Here is a 21853-nt window from a genome sequence, read left to right on the forward strand (position 1 = left end):
CCCCCGATGCATCAAGGACGGCAGGGGGCCGGCCGGGGTTGCGGCTCGGCTGGACAAAGCGTGTCGGAGAGGCGACAGGCCGGCATACCGTACGGATGCGACGGAGCCCCCGACGTCCGGACCCGGGGGTCCGACGTCGAGGGCTCCGGTGTGCCTGACGAGCGGCTGGTCAGCCGCCCGGCGTGGCGCTCGGGGTGCCGGACGGCGGGGGCGCGCCGCCGCTCGCCTGCTGCGCCTGCTGGAACGCGGTCAACGCCTCGTCCAGCGCCTTCAGTGCGCGGCCGTACCGTTCGAAGTCCCCGGAGGTCTGCGCGGCGCGAACCTCCGTGATGGCGGACTGCACCCGGTCCGCGGCTGCGGCCAGATCGCCGGCCGGCGGGGCGGTGCCGCCCGGCGTCGGGGTCGCGCTCGGGGTCGCGCTCGGCGTCGCGCCCGGCGACGGGCTGGTCGGGTTGCCACCCGTGGTGGGCGGCGGCGAGGTGCCCTGCCCGGCCTTCTTACCCTGATCGACCAACTGCTTGATGCCGTCGTTGATGTTGTCGGCGAGCGCCACGAACGAGCCGCCGTCACCGTAGGAGAGCAGCACCTTCTGCAACAGCGGGTACGCGTCCTGCTGGTTGCTCTTCACGTAGACCGGCTCGACGTAGAGCATCCCGTCGGCGAAGGGCAGTGACAGCAGGTTGCCGTACTGCACCTGCGCCTGGTTGCTGGAGAGCAGGTTGAGCTGCTGACGGATGTTCGCGTTGTTGGTCATCTGCTGGTGCACCTGCACCGGCCCGGAGATCCGGGTCTGGTCCGGCAACTCCAGCACCTCCAGCCGGGGCTTGCCGTCGACGTACGACCCGGAGATCAGCGCGGCCAGGTTCTGCCGGCCGTTCGGGGTGACCGCCGAGGTGAGCTGGAACCGAGGGCTCTCCTGCCCGGGGAACTGGGTGAACAGGTAGTACGGCGGCTGCTTCTGCCCGCTGTCCGGCGCGTCCGGCACGTTCGGCACCTGCCAGAAGTCCTGCGCGGAGTAGAAGTCACCCGGGTTGGTCACGTGGAACTTGGTGAGCAGGTTCCGCTGCACCTTGAACATGTCCGCCGGGTAGCGGAAGTGCTCGTTCAACTCGACCGGGATGTCCGCCTTCGGCTTGATCAGGTCACCGCCGAACGCCTTGTTCCACGCCTTGAGCACCGGGTCGGTGTCGTCGTACTCGTAGAGCGTCACGGTGCCGTCGTACGCGTCGACGGTGGCCTTCACCGAGTTGCGCATGTAGTTGACGTTCTCCCGGGCCAGTTGGAAGGTGCCCCGGTTGGTCAGCTCGTCGGTCGTCTCGACCTGGAGGTTGACGCGCTCGGCGTACGGGAAGGTGGCGGCCGTCGTGTAGCCGTCGACGATCCACTGCACCCGACCGTCGACCACCGCCGGGTACGGGTCACCGTCCAGCGTGAGGAAGGGCGCGACCTTCTCGACCCGGTCCCGCGGGTTGCGCACGTACAGCAGCTTGGAGTCCTTGTTGACCGCCTCGGAGAGCAGGAAGTTCGACTCCTGCTCCTTGATGGCGTAGAGGAGCCGTCGCGAGAAGGAATCGAGCTTGACGCCGCCCTCGCCGGTGTAGGTGTAGGACTCGCCGCCGCCCTCACCGACGGGCCTGTCGAACTCGGCCTTCTTGTTCGGGTCGGACTGCCCGACGATCGCGTAGTCGTCGGCGGCCATCCGCTCGCCGTAGTAGATGCGCGGCTGCTTGGCGGGGATCTGCTCGGTCTGCGAGGAGCACGCCTCCTGGGTCCGCTCGCCGAGGAAGCCGGAGACGAAGAACGGCTGCCCGCCGCACACCACCTGGTTCGCCGGGGCGGCCACCAGGCCGTACCCGTGGGTGTAGACGGTGTGCCGGTTGATCCAGGTGTTCTGCTGGTCGGTCAACTCGCCGTAGTTGATCTCGCGAACACCGACGACGTAGTCGGACGTCTTGCCGTTCACCCCGTACCGGTCGATGTCCAGCTTGGGGCCGAAGTCGTAGAAGCCCCGGACCTGCTGGAGCTGGGTGTACGTCTCGCTGACCAACTGCGGGTCGAGCAGGCGCACGTTGGACACGACGGACGTGTCGGTGGCCAGGTTCGCCGGTGGGGTGAGGTTGCTCGCCGCGTACGGGGTGGTCTCGGTGTTGCCCAACCCGAACGCCGCCCGCGTCGCGTCGATGCTGCGCTGGATGTACGGCGCCTCCTTGTCCTTGGCACTCGGCTTCACCTCGAAGGTCTGCACCGCCCAGGGGTAGATGCCGCCGATCGCCACCGCGGAGACGCCCAGCAGGGCGAGCGAGATGCCCGGCCACACCAGGTTCCGCATCCAGGCGTTGGAGAACACGACGATCGCGATGGCCACGACGACCGAGATGTACGCCAGGATCTCCTTCGCCGTCAGCAGCGCGTTGACGTCCGCGTAGCCGGCGCCGTACAGCTTGGCGCCCTCGTTGTACTCGAGCAGCATCGCCCGCCGGTCCAGCACGTACGCGAGGGCCTTGAGCAGGACGAAAACCGCGACGAGACTGCTCAGGTGCGCGCGCGCCGCGTTGCTCATCCGGTCCCCGACGCCCTGGAGGCGGACCCCGCCGAAGAGGTAGTGCACCGCCAGCGCGCCGATCAGCGCCAGCACCACGGCGGTGAAGCCGACCCCGAGCAGGTAGCGCCAGAACGGGAGCTGGAAGACGTAGAAGCCGATGTCCACCCCGAACTCCGGATCGACGGCACCGAAGTCACCGCCGTTGCGGAACAGCAGCCACTGGTCCCACCGACTCTGGGCGGACAGCCCGGCGAAGAGGCCGATCACGGCGGCGATCAACGCGATCCAGGTGCCGAGACGCGGGCTGAGCGCCATCCGGTAGCGCTCCAGCGTGGCCTGCTCCGCCGAGTGCGGTCGCAGTCGCGGCCGCAGCCGGTACGCCAGCCACAGGTTGCCGCCGATGACCACCGCCATGCCGAGGCCGATGACTGCGAAGAGCAGCAGTCGGGTGACGAGCACACCGGTGAAGACCTCGGTGTAGCGCACCTCGTCGAACCAGAGCCAGTCGGTCCAGGCCTGGACACCCCAACCGAGCAGGGTGAAGAGCACGAACACCCCGACCAGGACGGCGATGGTGACCCGGCCGCGCCGGCTCATCCTCGGCAGAGGGCTGCTGCTACGCATTACCACTGTTGGCTCCGCACGCTCGATGTGATCGGCTCCGATCAGGCACCCAGAGTACGGGTTGTTCCTGAGCGTGTCGGGGCACGGTCACACGGGTCAGCAGCGGGTCGGCTGACCACCGGCGCGCAGCGTCTCCAACGCGGTCAGCGCCTCGTCCAGCGAACCCACCTTCAGCAACGGCAGGTCGGGCTGCGGGTTACGGACCGCCTCGGCACAGTTGTCGGCCGGCACCAGGAAGACCTTGGCCCCGGCCCGCTTCGCGCCGACCAGCTTCTGGGCGATTCCGCCGATTGGACCGACGGTGCCCTCGTCGTCGATGGTGCCGGTGCCCGCGATGACCTTTCCGCCGGTGAGGTCGGCCGGGGTCAGCTTGTCCACGATGCCCAGGGCGAACATCAGACCGGCGCTCGGCCCGCCGATGTCCTCCAGGTCGATGCCGAGCGTGAACGGGTGCGGCTGCTGCTGGTCGATCTCGACGCCGATCCGCGGCCGACCGTCCTGCTCCCGGCTGGTCACCGTCGCGGTGGCCGGCGTGCCGTCGCGCGTGTAACCGATGGTCAGCGCCGTACCCGCCGGCTTGGCCCGGATCAACTCGGTGACCTTGGCAGCCACCGGCACCGGCTGACCGTCGACCGAGGTGACCACGTCGCCGACCTTGAGCGTCCCGGCGGACGGGCCGTCCGCCGCGACCGTCTTGATCACCACCTGCACCGGGAAGCCCAGTTCCCGCAGCGCGGCGGTCTCGGCGCTGGTCTGCGACACCTTGAAGTCCTCGGCGTTGCGCTGCTCGACCTGCTCGGTCGACTCCCCCGGCGGGTAGACCAGTTCGCGCGGCACCACCGCCTCGTCGTCGGAGAACCAGCCGGCGATCGCCGAGCGGAGCCGAACCGTCGGCTGCACCCCCACCGTCGTCAGCCGCAGCTGACCCGCCGACGTGGAGGTCTCCCGGCCGGTGACCTGGATGACCTCCTTACCGTCGGTCGTCCCGAGCGTGTTGACCGTCGGGCCCGGGCCGAGCACCACGTACGGAATCGGCACCCGGAGCACCCCGATGCTCAGCAGGGCGGTGAACAGGGCACCGAGCAGGACCGTCAGGCCACGACGTCTCATGCGCCAGAGCGTACCGATCGCCACCGGCCGGTCCGACGGATGCGTCACACGACTTCGCCCTCAGCGCAACGCCAGCGGCGACTACCTGGGGCGCGGCGCGCGTACCGTAGAGGTCGTGCCTGATATTCCGTTCGGTTTCGCGCTCCCGGGTGGGCAACCACCAGACCCCAACGATCCCGCGCAGATGCAGCAGTTCATGTCGCAGTTGCAGCACCTGCTCTCGGCGCCGGGCAGCGGGCCGGTCAACTGGGACCTGGCCCGGCAGGTAGCGGCCAGCCAGCTCGCCGCCGCCGGTGATCCGGCCGTGTCGCCGTACGAGCGCAACGCCGTCGAGGAGGCGTTGCGCCTGGCCGACCTGTGGTTGGAGCCGGCCACGTCGTGGCCGTCCGGCATCCAGTCCCCGGTCGCCTGGAACCGCAACGAGTGGATCTTCAAGACGCTCGACGTGTGGCGCAAGCTCTGCGACCCGGTGGCCAGCCGGATGGTCGGCGCGATGGGTGACCTGGTGCCGCCGGAGGCGCGCGCCCAGCTCGGCCCGATGCAGTCGATGGTGGCCACCCTCGGCGGCGCGCTCTTCGGCGGCCAGCTCGGGCAGGCCCTCGGCTCGCTCGCCGCGGAGGTGCTCTCCGCCGGCGACATCGGGCTGCCGCTCGGCCCGGCCGGCACGGCCGCGCTGATTCCGGCCAACATCCGCGCGTACGGCGAGGGCCTGGAACTTCCCGAGGACGAGGTACGCCTCTACGTGGCGCTGCGCGAGGCCGCCCACCAGCGGCTTTTCCAGCACGTTCCGTGGCTGCGCGGGCACGTGTTCAGCGCCGTGGAGATGTACGCCGCTGGCATCCGGGTCAACCGTGAGGCGATCGAGGAGGCGATGGGCCGGGTCGACCCGACCGACCCGGAGTCGATGCAGGCGATCGCCCTGGAAGGCATCTTCACCCCCGAGGACACTCCGGCGCAAAAGGCCTCGCTGGCCCGCCTGGAGACCGCGTTGGCCCTGGTGGAGGGCTGGGTGTGCCACGTGGTGGACAGCGCCGCCGGCGACCGGCTGCCCAACGTCGTACGGCTGGGCGAGGCGTTCCGCCGCCGCCGGGCCGCCGGTGGCCCCGCCGAGCAGACCTTCGCGGCGCTCGTCGGCCTGGAGCTGCGCCCGCGCCGGCTGCGCGAGGCGGCGGCCCTGTGGGCGGCGCTCACCCAGCACCGCGGCATCGAGGGCCGGGACGCCGTCTGGGGCCACCCGGATCTGCTCCCCTCGGACGACGACTTCGCCGACCCGGTGGCGTTCGCGATGAACGACATGGACCTGAGCGAGCTGGACAGCTTCGACTTCACCGCCCCGGGCGGCGCGCACGAGAAGGCGCCGGGCGAGTCCGACGACGAGGGCGACAACGACGACAGCGACAGCGGCACGGACGGCGGCACCAAGAGCTGACGCGGCCAGGCCGGGCGCCCGCGAGTCGGGCGTCCGGCACACGCCCGGCGCAGCTCGGGCGTCCGACACACGCCCGGCGCAGCTCGGGCGTCCGACACACGCCCGGCGCGCCTCGGGCGTCCGACACACGCCCGGCGCGGCTTGATGATCCACTCGGCTTCCTGGAAAGCGGGTTGTCCGCGCGGCCTGGACGCCGCGCTTTCCGGGAACCCGCTTGGATCACGCCCGCGACAACCCCGCGCGGGGCGGCCGACGCCTCGACGGCGCGGCGGCCAGGCGGGGCAACCGGGCACGGCGACGGCGGGCCGATCAGGCGGGCCGATCAGGCGGGCCGATCAGGCGGGCCGATCAGGCGGGCCGATCAGGCGGGGCGGCTTGAGCCCGACAGCAGCGAGCGGGTGGCCTCCCAGCCTTCGAAGGCCGGGTCCAGCGCGGCGAGGTCGGCCGGGCCACGCTGGCGTCGCCAGCCGGCCGTGACGGCGACGTCCCCTGGCTGGGGGGCGCCGACCCGGGCGTCGGCCGGCATTGCGGTGTCAAAGTCGAGCGGGGGCAACCACTGCGGCACGGGCAGCCGTACGGCCACTCCGAGCAGACCCGGGCCGCCGCCCTCGGCCGGGGCGACGGCGACCGACCGGGTAGTGAGCGGGCGCAACAGCTTGCCGACGGTCAGCGCGGGCAGGTCGGGCACGTCACCCGCGAGCACTGCCGCCTGGTCGTAGCCGTCCAGCGTGGCAAACACCGCGTTCGGCGTCGGCTCGGGTACCTCGTGGACCGCGGTGCCGGGCCAGACCAGCGCGTCCGCCAGCGGACGGTCTGCCGGGGTCACGGCGACGGCCACATCCACCTCGTTGAGGGTCGCGACCAGGTCGATGACATCCTCGGCGAGCGCCGCCCGCCACTCCGCCAGGTCGATCCCCGGCGGCGACCACCGCACCGGCCCGAACATGACCACCACCACCCGCCCCGCCATGACCCGACCCTAACGCCCCGACCCACCGCCTCACTCACCCCACCGACGCCCACCCCGCCGAGCCCAACGCGCGCCGAGCCCGCCTCGCCGAGCCCAACGACTCGGCCCGCCGCACCGCGCCGGCCCAGACGGGCCTAGACGGCCGATGGGCCCGGTGATCGACTCCACACCGGTGAAGTCGGGGCATCCCGACGCCAGGACACCCCAACATCGGCGAACCGGAGTCGATCAAGCCGGGCAGGCACGCAAGCCGGGCAGGCACGCAAGCCGGGCAGGCACGCAAGCCGGGCAGGCACGCAAGCCGGGCAGGCACGCAAGCCGGGCAGGCACGCAAGCCGGACAGGGCCCTAGGCGCGTCAGGCCGGGCAAGGTCACCGGCTGGGCTGAGCCCAGGGGCGGGTCAGGTGGGGACGGGGGCGCAGGATGCGGCGGCGACGCCCTCCAGGTAGCCGCGCGCACGCTCCGACTTGGGGTACCGGCCGACGAGCCCCCAGAAACGGGCGTTGTGGCTGGGCACGATGAGGTGGGTCAACTCGTGCAGCAGCACGTAGTCGATCACCCAGTCGGGCATGTCCTGGACGCGATGCGAGATGCGAATGCTGCGGTCGGCGGGGGTGCAGGAGCCCCAGCGGCCGTTCTGGTTGGTGACCCATCGGACGCTGGCCGGCACGGCCTTCTCGCCGTAACCGCCCAGGTAGAGGTCGATCAGCCGGTTGGCCCGGGCGACGAGTTCGTCGTCGGAGCGGGCCAGTCGACCCTCGCGGGCGGCGAGCCGTGCCAACATGCGGTCGACCCACTCGCTCTCCTCGGCCCGGGAGAACTGGTCCGGGATGAGGACGACCACCCGCTCACCGTCACGGTACGCAGACACCGTGCGTCGCCGACGCTGGCTGCGCCGTACCTCGACGACCGGCTTACGCGTCCCCGCCATCACTGGGCCGCGCAGCCTCGGCTACGTGTCACGAGGGAAAGCTAATGCGTACTGACCAGGGGTCCGCAAGAGTCAACCGCGCGACACGCGCCCAAAAAATGGTGATTGGTCGCCCGGCGTCCCGAAAATTTCTTGACCGGACCACCGCCGAGGTGCCATCACGCCGTCTCGTCACCCACCGTGTACGCCGGCGGCGGCATCGCGCGGTCCGCCCCTCCACCGTAGGTGATCACCGCGCTCGACGCTGCCGCGGGGGCACCCGCAGGGGTGGCTGTGAGGGTTTGGTCGGCGTGTCCCCGCCAAACTGACTTATCCGACCTAATTCGCCATGCACACTCTCGACGTCGACTTGCTCACAGTGACGATGCACAGCTGACATGGAACTGCCCAGACCTGGGTAGGGTCCGCGAACCAGCGGTCACGAAGGTGGCCGTGGAGTAAGCCCCAGCGCCGGCGCCCCGTGAGGTCCGCCGCCGGGCATTCCGCCGGAACCGTATTGACCGGCGGACGAGACGAGGAGGGCACCGTGGCCGACCAGGCCCAGACCTACAACGGTTACTGCGTGAAGTGCAAGGAGAAGCGGGACTTCGAGGGGCACGTGGAGGTCTCGAAGACCGGCATGAACATGGCCAAGGGCAAGTGTCCGGTATGCGGCACAACAGTGAACCGGATTCTCGGCAAGGCGAAGGTCTGACCCGTACGGATCTGCGGGGGCGGGACGGCGGAGTGGCCGTCCCGCCCCCGTTGCCGTTCCGCCCGTAGGTGACTCTGTCGGGTGGCCGACAGCACGCGCAGTGGCCTGTGGATAACCCCGCAGATCCTGTGGACAAGGCTGGATACGGCCTTGGACGCCTGTGGACAACGATCGACCGAGCGCACGGATGCGGTCACGATTCGTCACCATGAGTCGTACGCCGCTGCCTCGCCCCACCCTGCTGCCCGGCCTGAGCCGGCTCTGGCGGGATCGGCACACCCTGCAGATCGGCCTTGGCCCCGGGCTCGCCGTACTGGTGGAGCTGACCAATCCGCGCACCGCTCACCTGCTCGATCTGCTGGACGGCACCCGCAGCGAGCGGGACGTACTGACCGAGGCCGGCGCCGCCCAGGTTGCCGCCGACGACGCTCGTACGCTGCTGGACGCCCTGCGCGCGGCGGGCCTGCTGGTGCCGGCGCACACCCTGCTCCCCCGCGACCTGGCCGGGCCGGTCCGGGCCCGGCTCGCCGCCGAGGCCGGAGCGTTGGCGCTGGCGGCAGCCCGGTTACCCGGCACCCCGGCGCAGGTCCTGCGCCGTCGGCGGGCGGCCCGGGTGCTGCTCACCGGCGGCGGGGCCCTCGGCGGACCGCTGGCGCTGGCGCTGGCCCAGGCCGGCGTCGGCCAGGTGATCCCGCACCTCAGCGGCCCGGTACGACCGATCGACCTGATCGGGACGGGCATTCCCGCTGCCGAGTTGGGCCGGCCACTGGCCCCGGCGATCCGGGCGGCGGTCGACCGTGTCGCGCCGGGCACCGGCACCCACCCGGTCCGGGCCGCCCGGACGGATCTGGTGATCCAGTTCGGCGCGGACCGTCCGCCCGCGCTGCTCGCCGCCGGTCTCGCCCAGCGCCGCCAGCCGCACCTCATGGTGACCGTCCGCGAGGGCGTACCGGTGATCGGGCCGCTGGTCCGTCCGCCCGCCGGGCCGTGTCTGCGCTGCGTCGAGCTGCACCGGGCCGACCGCGACCCGGCCTGGCCAGGGCTCGCCGCTCAACTGGCCGCGGCGCGGCCGGTGACCGCCGGCGCGACCGGCACACTGTTCGCGGCGATCGGATACGCGGTGGCGGAGGCCCTGGCCCACCTCGACGGCGGGCAGCCCGAGACGCTGGGGGGCGCCGTGGAGATTTCCGGCGCGGGCCGGTTCCGGCGGCGGGGCTGGCCGCCGCACCCGGCGTGCGAGTGTTCGCGGCGCCGGGCGTACGCACCAGCCCGGCCGCACGGCAGCATCGGACCCCTCCGGTCGGTAACAATGGCGAAGTGACCGACATCCCGCGCCGGGCCGTGTCCCGGACCGCCAAGCTCGCCGCTCTGCCGCTCGGCTTCGCCGGTCGGACCGTCCTCGGCATGGGTAAGCGCGTCACCGGGCTCGCCTCCGACGTCATCTCGGCGGAGATCCAGCAGCGCACCGCCGAGCAGTTGTTCAGCGTGTTGGGGCAGCTCAAGGGCGGGGCGATGAAGTTCGGCCAGGCGTTGTCGGTCTTCGAGGCGGCCCTGCCGGAGGAGATCGCCGCCCCCTACCGACAGGCGCTGACCAAGCTTCAGGAGGCCGCGCCGCCGTTGCCCGCCGCGAGCGTGCACAAGGTGCTGGCCGAGCAGCTCGGTCCGGACTGGCGCGACCGGTTCGTCGAGTTCAACGACACCCCGGCCGCCGCGGCGAGCATCGGGCAGGTGCACCGGGCACGGTGGCGGGAGCCGGGGTACGGCCCGTCCGGCGAGCCGAACAGCCGCGACGTGGCGGTCAAGATCCAGTATCCGGGTGCCGGCGACGCGCTGCTCGGCGACCTCAAGCAGCTCTCCCGCCTCGGCGGAATGTTCCGGGCGATTCAGCCCGGCCTCGACGTCAAGCCGCTCCTCGTCGAGCTGCGCGAGCGGATCACCGAGGAGTTGGACTACGAACTGGAGGCCGAGTCGCAGCGGGCCTTCGCCGCCGCGTACGCCGACGACGAGGAGATCTACATCCCGGGCGTCGTCTCCGCGTCGCCCCGGGTGCTGGTCACCGAGTGGGTGACGGGCACACCGCTCGCCGACATCATCCGGGACGGCAGCGAGGAGCAGCGGGACGAGGCCGGCCGACTGATGGCCACGCTGCACCTGTCCGCACCCCAGCGGGCTGGTCTGCTGCACGCCGACCCGCACCCCGGCAACTTCCGGCTCCTGCCCGACGGACGGCTCGGGGTGATCGACTTCGGCGCGGTGGCCCGAATGCCGGAGGGCACACCGGAGCCGATCGGCTTCATCGCCGGTCGGGCGTTGCGCGGGGACGCGGACGGCGTGGTGGCGGGGCTGCGGGACGAGGGGTTCATCGGGGCCACCGACGAGATCGACGCCGAGGGGGTCCTCGACTTCCTCCGCCCGATGCTGGAGCCCATCGCCGCCGACGGGTTCCGGTTCACCCGGGCCTGGCTACGCGCCGAGGCGGCCCGGCTGGCCAGCCCCCGATCCCCCACGTACCAGTTGAGCCGGAAGCTCAACCTGCCACCGTCGTACCTGCTCATCCACCGGGTGACGCTCGGGTCGATCGGGGTGCTCTGCCAGTTGGAGGCCAAGGCCCCGTACCGGAGCATCCTGGAACGCTGGCTGCCCGGCTTCGCGCCGGTCGCCTGAGGACGTAAGGGAAGGGCGGGTGCCGGTCGGCACCCGCCCTTCTGCGTGGGGTGGTACTAGAGAACGCCCAGGTCGCGCGCCGACTGGCGACGGCTGTTCATGGCGACGGTACGGGCGGATCGGGTTGCCTCAGTGCTCGTGGTGGTACGACCGGCCTGAGGCCGGCGCATTCGAGCCCTGGTCAGCGCTTCGTGGAGTAGTTGCATCTCGTAGGCGCCACTCGGAACGTTCAACATCGTCTTCTCACTCACTGCCGGTGTGACACCGGCGTCGTTGGAACGGGTCGGGAACATGTCAGGCTGCCAGCCGGACCGCGCCTCGCACCTCGGACAGCCCACTGGCCGCCAGGCGAGCCTCGGCCTCGACCCGGAGCGCGGCGTCACGAGCGACGTCCTCCTTGCGCGGACGGCCACGGGGCCGCTTGCGCGGGACGACCGCGCCACGCTCGAAGATCTCGCCGCCCCACACGCCCCACGGCTCCGCTCGCTCCACCGCCCCGGCCAGGCACTCGACGCGCAGCGGGCAGTCCCCGCAGAGCGACTTGGCCAGCTCGAGCTCGGCAGGCGAGTCGGAGAACCACAGGTCGGGGTCGAACTTCCGGCAGGGCAGGTTCGCCTCCAACTCGACGCTCACGTCGATGGGGGCCAACGCCAGACTCATCTCCCGGTCACCTCTCTCTCACTTCGATCTCGTGGATCGCATTCCGACGTACTTACGGCGGGGCAAAAAACTGAGGCCGCGGATCCCGGTAATCGGGTTCCGCGGCCTCGAGGTGAGCCGGTGTCTGAGATTCAGACCGGTCTACCTCGAGGTGGAACGCCGCGGACATCCGTACGCTTCTTGGCGCCATCGATGCCCATGCCCGTGAAGCCACTGGTCCCCTGGACTCCGGCATTCGGCGCAACGGTCAGATTCAGCTCGGTCTGAACCTGGTGCACCTGCGAAGCCCACGGTCGGGTAGCCACAAGAGCCACCCGGACAGTCGACAGCGGAGCGCAGACAGACGGCATCGCCGTCAGACGCTCATAGGTGAAGATCTTCACGGGTGCCACCTCCCTCACGTTCCTCGGATCGACTGGACCAACCCCCGTGAGCAGCCGGAATGGCGCCGCTCGCGTGGTGTGTCCTGAGGTTATTCCTCGCCTGGGCGCGAGGGCAAACGAATTTACGACGAGATTTCGAAAGTTTTCTCCGGGCAGACGTCGTCCACCCCCGCGCCCCCCACGAGCGCCAGCACCGACTCACCGTAGAGGCCGAGTTTGCGGGGGCCGATGCCGGCGATCGCGATCAACTCCTCCGGCCGGCCGGGTCGCCGCTCCGCCAACGCGGTCAACGTGGCGTCGGTGAACACCACGTACGCCGGGACCTTCTGCGCGCCGGCCACCCGCTGCCGCCACTCGCGCAGGCGTTCGTGCAGCTCGTCGTCGATGTCGGACGGGCAGGTGGGGCAGCGGCCGAGTTTGCGGTCCGGGCCGGCGAGCAGGGTGGCGCCGCAGATCCGGCAGGAGACGATCTGCGTCCGACGCCGCTCGGGTCGCCGGGCCCCGCCCGTCGAGGCGCCGGCCCGCTCGGTGCCGCCGGAGCGGTCCAACTGGGGCAGGAACCGCGAGGGCCGCCGGGCCCGTCCGCCCGGCGACCGAGCGGCGGCGTACGACAGCCAGAGCCACTGCCGGGCCCGGGTGATCCCGACGTACAGCAGCCGGCGTTCCTCCTCCACCTGCTCGACGGTCTTGGCGTACGTGGTGGGCAGCGTGCCCTCGGCGAGGCCGACCAGGAACACCGCGTCCCACTCCAGCCCCTTGGCCGAGTGCAGGGACGCCAGCGTGACCCCGTCCACCGTCGGCACGTGCTGCTGGGCGGCCCGACGGGCCAACTCCTCGGTGAAGTCGGTGAGGGTGACCGGACGCTCCACCGACGCGGCCTCGCCGATCGGCACCAGCTCGGGCGTGGCCGCGTACTCCTCGGCGAGCTGGACCAGCGCGGCCAGCGCCTCCCAACGTTCTCGTGCCGCGCCGCCGGCCGGGGGCGCGTCCGGCGCCCAGCCCACGGCGGTGAGCGCCTCGACGACGGCGGTCGGCAGCGGGGTCTCCCCCGGGATGGACCGGGTGGCCGAGCGCAGGGCGACCATCGCCTGACGGACCTCGACGCGCTCGAAGAAGCGCTCGGCACCCTGCACCACGTACGGCACGGCGGCCTCGGTCAGCGCCTTCTCGTACGCCTCGGACTGCGCGTTGGTCCGGAACAGGATGGCGATCTCCTTCGCCGGGGTGCCGGCGTCGATCAGCGCCCGACAGCGCGCGGCCACCGCGTTCGCCTCGGCCGGCTCGTCGGTGAAGATCCGCAGGTCGGGTTCCGGGCCCGGAGGGCGCTGTCCGCTCAACTCCAGTCGCAGCCGCGCCTCGGTCCCGCGAGCCTGGGAGATCACGGCGTTGGCGAGCCCGACGACCTGCGGGGTGGAGCGGTAGTCCCGGACCAGCCGGACCACCGTGGCGTTGCGGTGCCGGCGGGGAAAATCGACCAGGTACGCCGAGGTCGCCCCGGTGAACGAGTAGATCGTCTGGCTGGCGTCGCCGACCACGGTCAGGTCGTTGCGGCCGGCCAACCAGGCGTCCAACAACCGCTGCTGGAGTGGGTTGACGTCCTGGTACTCGTCGACCACGAAGTGCCGGTACTGGCTGCGGATCTGCTCGCCGACGTCCGGATGCTCCTCGATGCCCCACACCGCAGCCCGCAGCATGTCCTCGAAGTCGATCACGCCGTTGGAGCGCTTGAGCTGCTCGTACGCGGTGAACACATCGGCGACCTTCGCCGGCTCGTGCGGCGTGTCCCGCAGCGCGCGGGCCGCCGCGACGACGTACTCCCCCGGCTCGACCAGCGACGTCTTGGCCCACTCGATCTCGCCGGCCAGGTCCCGCGCAGCGGCTCGGTCGGCACGCAGACCGACCCGCGCGGCGGCGAGGGTGACCAGCCGCACCTTGCTGTCCAGCAGCTCGGGCATGGCGCGGCCGGCCAGCAGGCGGGGCGCGAAATAGCGCACCTGACGCAGCGCGGCCGCGTGGAATGTCCGTGCCTGGACGCCCTGGGCCCCGAGCAGCGTGAGACGGTGACGCATCTCGGCGGCCGCACGGGCGGTGAACGTGACGGCGAGCACGTGCCGGGGGGAGATCTCGCCGGAGAGCGCCCGGTGGGCGATCCGGGAGGTGATCGCACGGGTCTTGCCGGTGCCGGCTCCGGCCAGGATGCACACCGGGCCCGCCGGCGCGGTCACCGCGGAGCGCTGCTCCGGGTCCAGCCCGGCGAGTACGCCTTCCGACGCTGAGTGAACCCCCACAACCAGGAATCATCTCAGCTCCCCCGGGTGTTGTAGCGGACAGCCTCGGCTTGATCGGCAAGCCGGCGGCCAGAGCGGTTGGAGGATCCGATCATGCTGACGATGTATTCCACTCCCTGGTGCGGCTACTGCCACCGGCTGAAGTCGCAGCTCGACCGGGAAGGCATCGGGTATGAGGTGGTCGACATCGAGCAGGACCCGAAGGCCGCGGACTTCGTGATGAGCGTCAACGGCGGCAACCAGACGGTGCCGACGCTGCGTTTCGATGACGGCAGCGCCCTGACCAACCCGTCGATCGCGCAGGTCAAGCAGCACCTGGCGACGTTGGGCGCCTGACTGCAGGCGTAACGACCTCGACGAACGGCCACCCCCGCGGGTGGCCGTTCGTCGTGTCCGGCCTCCCGTCAACGCCGGAACGGCCGCCGGGTGGACACGGTCACCGAGCTGTCGATGCCGGCGTCGAGTGGGCGGCGTGGCCCCGGAAGGGTCGGCGGCGTGGTCTTCGCGCCGCCGGACGGCGCGCTGAGGTGTCGGCCCCGCCACAGGTAGCCGCCGGCAGCCAGCGTCGCCACCCCGACCAGCACGAACAGGGCACGGTAGTCCAGGACGCCGACCAGCAGGGCGCCCGCGCCGATGGAGAGCGCCTGCGGCCCGCTGACCAGCGCCTGGGTGGCCGCTGCCACCCGTCCGACCAGGGCGGGCGGCGTGCGCCGCTGGATCAGCGTTTGCAGACCCACCATCGTCAGCGGCAGCGAGACGCCGGCCAGCAGCACCGCCCCGAACCCGAGCGGCAGGTCGGGGTACGCGAGCGCGAGCGCCGCCGGAGCGAAGAACGCCACCCCGGCGGCCAGGGTGGCGACCTCGCCGAGTCGCCGGACCAGGACCGGTGAGCAGATCCCGCCGCACAGTCCGCCGACGCCCTGCACCATCACCAGCACGCCCACGAACGCGGCGTCCCGGCCCAACCCCTGGTCGACGTACGCGAAGATCAGCGACTCGCTGAAGCCCATCACCAGCGACCCGAGCCCGTAGCCGACGAGGGCCCGGCGCAGCGCCGGCTCACCGGTCAGGTGTCGCAGGCCGGCGCCCAGCTCGGCGGGCCACCGCAGCCGTACGGTGGGCGGCGGCTGTGCCGGGCTCGGCACCGCGGTCACCACCACGGCGGCGGTCATGAAGCCGACCATCCCGATGCCGGCCAGCGCCCACCCGCCGAGCGCCGCGTAGAGCGCCGCGCCGGCCAGGGGGCCGACCAACCGCAACCCCTGGCGTACGGTCTGCAGCACGCCGTTCGCCTCGGCCAGCAGTTCCACGGGCACCAGTTGCCGGATCAGCCCGCTGAGCGCCGCGCCGAGCGTGATGGAGGACAGGCCGTACAGGGCGGCGACCAGGTAGACGCGCCACACGTCGCCCGCGTCGCGGACGGTGAACAGCGGTACGAGCAGCACCGCGGTGACCGCGTTCGCGGCCACGAAGAAGGGTCGGCGTGGGTACCTGTCGACGAACCACCCGACCAGCGGTGCCATCGTCATCGGGGCGACAACGGCGAAGATGATGCCGCCGGCCAGCCCGTCGGAGCCCGTCAGGTCCTTGACCCAGATGGCGAGCGCGAGTAGCAGGATCGACTCGGCGGTCATGCTGGCCAGTAGGCCGCCGAACAGGAGGCGGAAGTCGGGTCGGCGCAGGACGGTGCGCATGGGTCCCTCCGGCAAGGTGGCGTGCCCGGCTGGGCGCGGTCGACGAGGCTGGGACCGCGGGTCCGTCATCGTCCGGCGTACCCGTGGTCCATTTTTGGCAAGACACGCCCCCGCCGGAACCTCCGACACCGGTCGCGCCGTCCATACTGACCGTGGGGGGCGAATTTCATACAGTTACCGTCGCGTCTGCGGCGGACGACGGGAAAGAGGACACTGTGCCTCCTGCCGCACCCAGCCCAATCATGCGCCGCCGGCGGTTGGGCATCGAACTGCGCAGTCTGCGTGAGATCGCAGGCCTCACCGGCGACCAGGTCATCGAGCGGATCGGCTGGGCGTCCGCGTCCAAACTGTCCCGCCTGGAGAACGGCCGCAGTAGACCGGACCCGCAGGACGTCAGCGTCCTGCTGGACCTGTACGGCGCCGACGCCGCCGCGCGCGAGGAGTTGCTCGGGATCGCCGGCGAGGCCGGCGACATGCGCGGCTGGTTGAAGAACTTCCCGGTGATGACGCAGCAACAGCGGAGCTGGGCCGAGTTGGAGGCCGGCTGCGCGGAGATCTCCGAGTACAACCCGGTGCTGGTGCCGGGCCTGCTGCAGACCGCCGGATACGCGCGGGTCCGACTCCAGTCGGCCCGTCGGGTGAGCGAGCGGGCCGGCGAGCCGGAGCCGGCCGACGAGTTGGAGACCGAGGTCAAGGCGCGGCTGGCCCGTCAGACGCTGCTGACGCGCGAGCCGCACGCGCCGACCTACACGGCCGTGCTGGAGGAGGCCGCCCTCGGCCGTCGGTCCGGGCCGCCCGAGGTGCTGCAGGAGCAGTTGCACCAACTCTGCGAACTTGCTCTGCTACCGAACGTGACGCTGCACGTGCTTCCGCGGGACACTCAGGTGGGCGATTGGTACCTTCCGCCGACCGCCTTCTCCCTCTATCGGTTCGCCGATCCGCTCGATCCGGAGACATTGGCCATCGAAGGGGGGTTCGTCGACGTCATGTCGACCGAGTCAATCACGCTAAATCGCTATAAAGTAGTGTTCGAGTGGCTATGCACGGCGGCACTAGACGCTTCGGACACCCTCTCCTGGCTGATCGAGGCGACGGGACGGCCGACCGGGGCGGCACCCGTATCCACAGTGGCGTTCGGGCCGGCAACGGCGCCGACCCAACGTCGCCGTGATTCGGGACGACTGACGGACCGGTGATCCACGGGGGACCCTCCGTCGGGGCGTGCGGCACCACTCGTCCCATCGGAGCGGTTCACATCAGGAGCAGAACCATGAACGACATCCACCACACGCCGTCCGTCTCCGCCAGCTCCCTGGCGGACGCCCCGTGGCGTACCAGCACACGTAGCCAGACCTCCAACTGCGTGGAGGTCGCGCCGCTGGGCACCGGCCCGTCGGCGGTCGCGCTGCGCGACAGCAAGGACCGGGGCGGCCCGGTGCTGCTGTTCAACCGGGCCGGTTGGCTCGGCTTCATCGCTGGAGCGAAGACGGGCCAGTTCGATCTGAACTGATCCTCCAATGTGGGGCGGGGCCGTCGGCACAGTGCCGGCGGCCCCGTCGTCGTATCCGCCGACGCCCCCGCTGACCAGGCATCCGCCGATCGGACGAGGCTCAAAACCAATAGGCGCGTTTCACTTGCTGGGATGAACACGGGGCGTAACATGACCCACGAGAAACGTGGAACTTCCACACACCGGCTCATCCGTCGCGGTTCATCCGGAGACCCACATGCGGTTCCTGATCGTTCGCACCGACATCCGCACCGTCGCCGACGGTGACATCGCCGCCGCCTGGGCGGACGGCCACCGCCTCCGTGACGAGACCACCACGCCCGAGCCGCGCCGGCAGACCGTGCACGCCGAGGACCGGGACGCCGCGCTGGTGCTGGCCCGGGCCCTGTCCACCGTCGGCGCGGTACGGGCCGGCAAGCAACGGGTCAAGGTCCTGCCGCTCAACGAGCCGCAGCCCGCCTTCCGGCGCAGACCCGGCCGCACCGGCACCTGACCCACCAGACGTCCGCCGTGGTCGGCTCGGCTCCCCCGCCGCGTCATACCGCTCCCACCGACCACGGCGGCCCGTGTTCCCGGCCCGTGACCGTCGCGGCAACGGCGGCCACGGGCCGGGACCGTGCTCACCGGGCGGCGTCCACCCACCCGTCCAACCAGCGGTGGATGAGGAACAACGCGATCGACGACGGCGGCGGCAGGATCAGCTGGGCCCCGTCCCCCACGTCCACGGCCCGCCCCGCGCACGCCGCCCCGATCTCATCCCGGGTGAACCACCGGGCGTACGCGATCTCGGACGGGTCGACCCGCACCGGGTCGGACGGGTCGGCGGTGGCCAGGAAGCCCAACATCAGCGAGCCCGGGAACGGCCAGGCCTGGCTGCCGACGTACCCGATCCGCTCGACCGCGACGCCCACCTCCTCGCGGACCTCGCGCAGTACCGCGGCCTCCGCCGACTCCCCCGGCTCGACGTAACCGGCCAGGCAGGAGTAGCGCCGCCCGCCCGGGGTGCCCGGCCAGCCGGCGTTGTTGCCGAGCAGGCAGCGGCCTTCGGGGCCGTCGACGCCGTCGTGCACCAGCACGATCATCGCCGGATCGGTACGCGGCCAGATCCGCCCGCCGTTGCGATCCACCCGCGACCAACCGGCCTCGTCCATGACGGTGGGCGCGCCGGTTGCCGACGAGTAGCCGTGCCGGGTGTGCCAGTTCAGCAGCGCGAGCGCGGTCGTGAAGAGGCCGGCCTCCCGGTCACCCAGCAGGTGGCCCACCTCCCGCAGGTTGACCGCGCGGGTGCCCGGCAGCGCCGGCAACGGGGCGTCGACCGCGAACACCGGCACCCCGTCCGGTTCGACACCGAGGAACATCGCCGTCGACTCCGCGCCGGCCGGCGCGTCGGCCGCGCCGAACAGCACCAGCGTCGGAGGCGACACGTCGGTACGCGCGAGCGTCCGCCCGTCGTTGGTCGAATCGAGCAGCAGCACCCTGCCGCGCAGCCACGCCTCGGTCAACCACTGCGCGTCACCCCGGCGGTGCGCGGCCCGATCCAGCGTCGAGCGCGCCAGCGGTGGCGCGCCCTCGCCGCTCACGGCTGCACCGGCTCGGTGTGCACGGGCGTCAGCGCGGTCAGCCCCGGGGTGATCCGCTCGGCGTCGCCGAGCACGACGACCACCGCCCGAGCGGGCGCGAGGTAGTGGGCGGCGACCCGGGCGACGTCGTCGACGGTCGCCTTCGCGAGGCGGGACGCGTACTCGGCCAGGAAGTCCAGGCGCAGGCCATTGCCGGCGTACGCGCTGGTCAGCGCCGCCAGACCGGCCTGGGTGGACATTCCGAGCTGGAGCGTGCCCAGGGCGTACTGGCGGGCCTGCTCCAATTCCTCGGGCTTCGGCGGCAGCGAGGCCAGCCGACCCAGCTCGTACGTGGTCTCCAGCAGCGCCGGGCCGGTGACCTCGGTGGCCACCTCAGCGCCCGCGACCAGCACCGATCCGGCCACCGAGTGCTCGATCACCGAGTGCGGGCCGTACGTGTAGCCCTTGTCCTCGCGGATGTTCTCCACCCAGCGGGACGAGAAGTAGCCACCGAAGATCAGGTTGGCCAGTTGCAGCGGGGCGTGGTCAGGGTCGGTACGCGGCACGGCCGGCAGCGCGACACGCAGCGAGGACTGCACCGAGCCGGGCCGGTCGACCAGCAGCAGCGGCCCCGGCGTCAGCGGCGGGGTGGCCGGCAGGGTGGCCGTACGCCCGGCCCCGGCCCAACTGGACAGCGCCCGCTCGGCCGCGTCCAGGGCCTTCTCCGGCTGCACGTCGCCGACCACCACCAGCTGCGCCCCGGCGGGGTGCACCCGCTCGGTGTGCAGGCTGCGCAGCGCCGCCGGTCGTACGGCACGGAGCTGGCCCGGCTCCGGGGTCTGCGTGGCGTACGGATGCCGCCCGTAGATCCTCTTCAGGAGCGCCTCGCGGGCCAGGTGCGACGGCTGGCTCTGCGCGACCTGGATCCGGTCGATGAGCCGGTCCCGCTCGGCGGCCACCTCGTCGTTCGGGTAGCTGGCGCCGGTCAGCACCTCGGCCAGCAACTCCAGCATCCGGTCCAGGCCGGTGACCAGCCCCGCGCCGGAGATCATCAGCCGGTCGGGGTCGACTCCCGCGGATAGGCCGCCGCCCACCTTCTGCAGCTCGGCGGCGAGCTGCACGCTGGTCATCGACTCGGTGCCGGAGAGCATGGTCTGGGAGAGCATCGCCCCGCGCGCGAGGTGGGCGCGGCCGAACGGCACCCAGAGCCGGAGTTCGACCAGGGGCACGGCGGGCCGGCGTACCGCGATGACGGTGAGCCCGTTGCCCAGCGTCCGCTCGGCCGCCTTGGGCACCTTCAGCTTGCGGGTGGGCCCGAGCGGGGGGAGCGTACGCGGCCCGACGGTGGCGGTGGTCGTGGTCGTCATCGGGTGCCTCCGGGGATGACCTCGACCGTCGCGCGGCGTTCCGGGCGCAGGGTGGCCGCGGCGGCCCGGACCTGTTCCTCGGTGACGTCGCCGACCAGTCGGGGCAGGTCGTTGAGCAGGCCCGGCTCGCCGCGTTGCTGCTCCAGGACGGCCATCCGCAGCGCCCGGCCGAGCACCGCGTCGGTGTCGCGCAGCAGGTGGGTGGCCATCCGCGCCTGGGTGCGGGCCAGCTCGCCGTCGGTCAGCCCGTCGGTGGCCAGCCGGTCCAGCTCCTCGTCGATGGTGCGCAGCACCTTGTCCACGTCGCCGCCGGGCGGCAGGTGCGCCTGCAACAGCAGCGCCGTCGGGTCGCGCACGTCGAACGGGTCGCCCATGAAGCCGAGGTAGCCACCCAGGCTGGTCACCGTGCGGTCGCGCTGCACCAGGCGTTCGACCAGGCGGGACGCTTCGCCGTCGGTGAGCACCTCGGCCAGCACCACGTACGGCAGGTAGGCGGCGAAGTCGCCGACCGGGTCGGGCACCCGCCACGCGCCGGCCACCGCCGGCAACGGCGCCAAAGCGTCGGTGTACGAGCTGCGCCGCTCGGCGGTCAGGTCGGGCTCGGTGAAGTCGGGTCGTCGTGGCGCGGGACGGGCCGGCACGTCCCCGAAGTGCCGGGTCACCAGCTCGGTCGCCTCGGCCACGTCGATGTCACCGCTGACGGCCAGGACCGCGTTGCCGCTGGCGTAGTAGCGACGGAAAAAGTCGGCGGCGTCGGCGACGGTGGCCGACTCCAGGTCGTCGAAGGAGCCGTAGCCGTCGTGCGCGTTCGCAAAGGTGTCGAACATGACCGGCGGCAGGGTCAGCCAGGGAAAACCACCGTACGGCCGGCTGAGCACGTTGACCCGGATCTCCTCCTTTACGACGTCGACCTGGTTGCGCAGGTTCTCCTCGGTCAGTCGGGGCGCCCGCATCCGGTCCGCTTCGAGGAACAGGGCGCGTTCCAGGGCGTTGCTGGGCAGCGTCTCGAAGTAGTCGGTGTAGTCCAGGTGGGTGGAGCCGTTGAACGTGCCGCCGGCGCCCTGCACGTGCCGGAAGTGAGCCAGCTTCTCCAGGTTCTCCGAGCCCTGGAACATCAGATGCTCGAAGAGGTGGGCGAAGCCGGTACGCCCCTGGGGCTCGGAGCGGATGCCGACGTCGTAGACCACCGCCACCCCGATCACCGGGGCGCTGCGATCGGGGGTCAGGACCACCCGCAGGCCGTTGTCGAGGGTGAACCGCTCGACCGGATACTTCGTCGCTGGAATTCTGGATCTCCGCGCCGCCACGGGATCGACCCTAGCGCGTCGGCACCCCCGCCACCGGCGACCTTCGCGCAGCCGCTGCCACCGGCTTGAGAGGTCGACCACTTACCACAGCAAGACAGTAGGAAATGCCGACATAACTGAG

At 71.6% G+C, this 21853-nt stretch carries 19 protein-coding genes; 8 read left to right on the forward strand and 11 right to left on the reverse strand.

The features are described 5' to 3' along the window. Window positions 1-169: 169 nt before the first annotated feature. Window positions 170-3166, reverse strand: coding sequence for a UPF0182 family protein (locus tag AB0I89_RS14935; protein ID WP_357125943.1), 2997 nt, complete (start codon window positions 3164-3166; stop codon window positions 170-172). A gap of 96 nt (window positions 3167-3262) precedes the next feature. Next, window positions 3263-4276 carry a PDZ domain-containing protein gene (locus AB0I89_RS14940; protein WP_357125946.1) on the reverse strand — a complete coding sequence of 338 codons (1014 nt, stop codon included), beginning with the start codon at window positions 4274-4276 and terminating at the stop codon, window positions 3263-3265. Window positions 4277-4391: 115 nt separating this feature from the next. Between AB0I89_RS14940 and AB0I89_RS14945 the strand changes: the two genes are divergently transcribed. Then, window positions 4392-5705 (forward strand): zinc-dependent metalloprotease, encoded by a 1314-nt coding sequence (locus AB0I89_RS14945; protein WP_357125949.1) that lies wholly within the window; start codon window positions 4392-4394, stop codon window positions 5703-5705. A gap of 361 nt (window positions 5706-6066) precedes the next feature. Here AB0I89_RS14945 and AB0I89_RS14950 read toward each other — a convergent pair whose 3' ends face one another. Together AB0I89_RS14950 and AB0I89_RS14955 are read right to left on the reverse strand one after the other, a co-directional pair. Then, a complete protein-coding gene (locus AB0I89_RS14950; protein WP_357125952.1) occupies window positions 6067-6675 on the reverse strand; it encodes a hypothetical protein in 609 nt (202 codons plus the stop codon). Window positions 6676-7075: 400 nt separating this feature from the next. Further along, window positions 7076-7606, reverse strand: a complete 531-nt coding sequence (locus AB0I89_RS14955) for a M48 family metallopeptidase (protein WP_357125955.1) — start codon at window positions 7604-7606, stop codon at window positions 7076-7078. Between the two features lie 526 nt (window positions 7607-8132). Between AB0I89_RS14955 and AB0I89_RS14960 the strand changes: the two genes are divergently transcribed. From AB0I89_RS14960 to AB0I89_RS14970, 3 genes are all read left to right on the forward strand, one after another. Continuing rightward, window positions 8133-8300, forward strand: a complete 168-nt coding sequence (locus tag AB0I89_RS14960) for a DUF5679 domain-containing protein (protein WP_007464795.1) — start codon at window positions 8133-8135, stop codon at window positions 8298-8300. Between the two features lie 208 nt (window positions 8301-8508). Beyond that, window positions 8509-9621 carry a hypothetical protein gene (locus AB0I89_RS14965; protein ID WP_357125958.1) on the forward strand — a complete coding sequence of 371 codons (1113 nt, stop codon included), beginning with the start codon at window positions 8509-8511 and terminating at the stop codon, window positions 9619-9621. Beyond that, on the forward strand, window positions 9618-10964 hold the full coding sequence (locus AB0I89_RS14970; protein WP_357125961.1) for an AarF/ABC1/UbiB kinase family protein: 1347 nt from the start codon (window positions 9618-9620) through the stop codon (window positions 10962-10964). Before AB0I89_RS14965 ends, AB0I89_RS14970 begins: the two co-directional genes overlap by 4 nt. Window positions 10965-11258: 294 nt before the next feature. Here AB0I89_RS14970 and AB0I89_RS14975 read toward each other — a convergent pair whose 3' ends face one another. From AB0I89_RS14975 to AB0I89_RS14985, 3 genes are all read right to left on the reverse strand, one after another. Then, window positions 11259-11624 (reverse strand): WhiB family transcriptional regulator, encoded by a 366-nt coding sequence (locus tag AB0I89_RS14975; protein WP_355050569.1) that lies wholly within the window; start codon window positions 11622-11624, stop codon window positions 11259-11261. A gap of 131 nt (window positions 11625-11755) precedes the next feature. After that, window positions 11756-12007, reverse strand: coding sequence for a hypothetical protein (locus AB0I89_RS14980; RefSeq protein WP_357125966.1), 252 nt, complete (start codon window positions 12005-12007; stop codon window positions 11756-11758). Window positions 12008-12129: 122 nt separating this feature from the next. After that, on the reverse strand, window positions 12130-14295 hold the full coding sequence (locus AB0I89_RS14985) for an ATP-dependent DNA helicase UvrD2 (RefSeq protein WP_357125969.1): 2166 nt from the start codon (window positions 14293-14295) through the stop codon (window positions 12130-12132). A 93-nt stretch (window positions 14296-14388) separates the two neighbouring features. Here AB0I89_RS14985 and AB0I89_RS14990 point away from each other — a divergent pair, with 93 nt between their 5' ends. Continuing rightward, window positions 14389-14631 (forward strand): mycoredoxin, encoded by a 243-nt coding sequence (locus tag AB0I89_RS14990; RefSeq protein ID WP_357125972.1) that lies wholly within the window; start codon window positions 14389-14391, stop codon window positions 14629-14631. 68 nt (window positions 14632-14699) lie between these two features. Here AB0I89_RS14990 and AB0I89_RS14995 read toward each other — a convergent pair whose 3' ends face one another. After that, window positions 14700-16058, reverse strand: a complete 1359-nt coding sequence (locus AB0I89_RS14995) for an MFS transporter (protein ID WP_357125975.1) — start codon at window positions 16056-16058, stop codon at window positions 14700-14702. 146 nt (window positions 16059-16204) lie between these two features. Between AB0I89_RS14995 and AB0I89_RS15000 the strand changes: the two genes are divergently transcribed. The 3 genes from AB0I89_RS15000 (at window position 16205) to AB0I89_RS15010 (ending at window position 17992) form a co-directional block, all read left to right on the forward strand. After that, window positions 16205-17185, forward strand: coding sequence for a helix-turn-helix transcriptional regulator (locus AB0I89_RS15000; RefSeq protein ID WP_357125978.1), 981 nt, complete (start codon window positions 16205-16207; stop codon window positions 17183-17185). Window positions 17186-17259: 74 nt separating this feature from the next. Beyond that, entirely contained in the window at window positions 17260-17499 is a 240-nt protein-coding gene (locus AB0I89_RS15005) for a DUF397 domain-containing protein (protein WP_357125981.1), read from the forward strand. Window positions 17500-17716: 217 nt separating this feature from the next. Continuing rightward, a complete protein-coding gene (locus tag AB0I89_RS15010) occupies window positions 17717-17992 on the forward strand; it encodes a hypothetical protein (RefSeq protein ID WP_355050778.1) in 276 nt (91 codons plus the stop codon). Between the two features lie 127 nt (window positions 17993-18119). On the opposite strand, the gene nudC is transcribed toward AB0I89_RS15010, so the two are convergent. The 3 genes from nudC to AB0I89_RS15025 are packed head-to-tail and all read right to left on the reverse strand — an operon-like array spanning window position 18120 to window position 21732. After that, entirely contained in the window at window positions 18120-19079 is a 960-nt protein-coding gene (nudC, locus tag AB0I89_RS15015) for an NAD(+) diphosphatase (protein WP_357125985.1), read from the reverse strand. Next, window positions 19076-20425: a pitrilysin family protein gene (locus tag AB0I89_RS15020; RefSeq protein WP_357125989.1), complete on the reverse strand. Its 1350-nt coding sequence runs from the start codon at window positions 20423-20425 to the stop codon at window positions 19076-19078. The genes nudC and AB0I89_RS15020 overlap by 4 nt, the downstream gene beginning before the upstream one ends. Continuing rightward, window positions 20422-21732: a pitrilysin family protein gene (locus tag AB0I89_RS15025; protein WP_357125991.1), complete on the reverse strand. Its 1311-nt coding sequence runs from the start codon at window positions 21730-21732 to the stop codon at window positions 20422-20424. Before AB0I89_RS15025 ends, AB0I89_RS15020 begins: the two co-directional genes overlap by 4 nt. Window positions 21733-21853: the final 121 nt, after the last annotated feature.

The sequence above is a fragment of the Micromonospora sp. NPDC049801 genome (assembly GCF_040656575.1).
In the GTDB taxonomy this organism is placed as follows: domain Bacteria; phylum Actinomycetota; class Actinomycetes; order Mycobacteriales; family Micromonosporaceae; genus Micromonospora.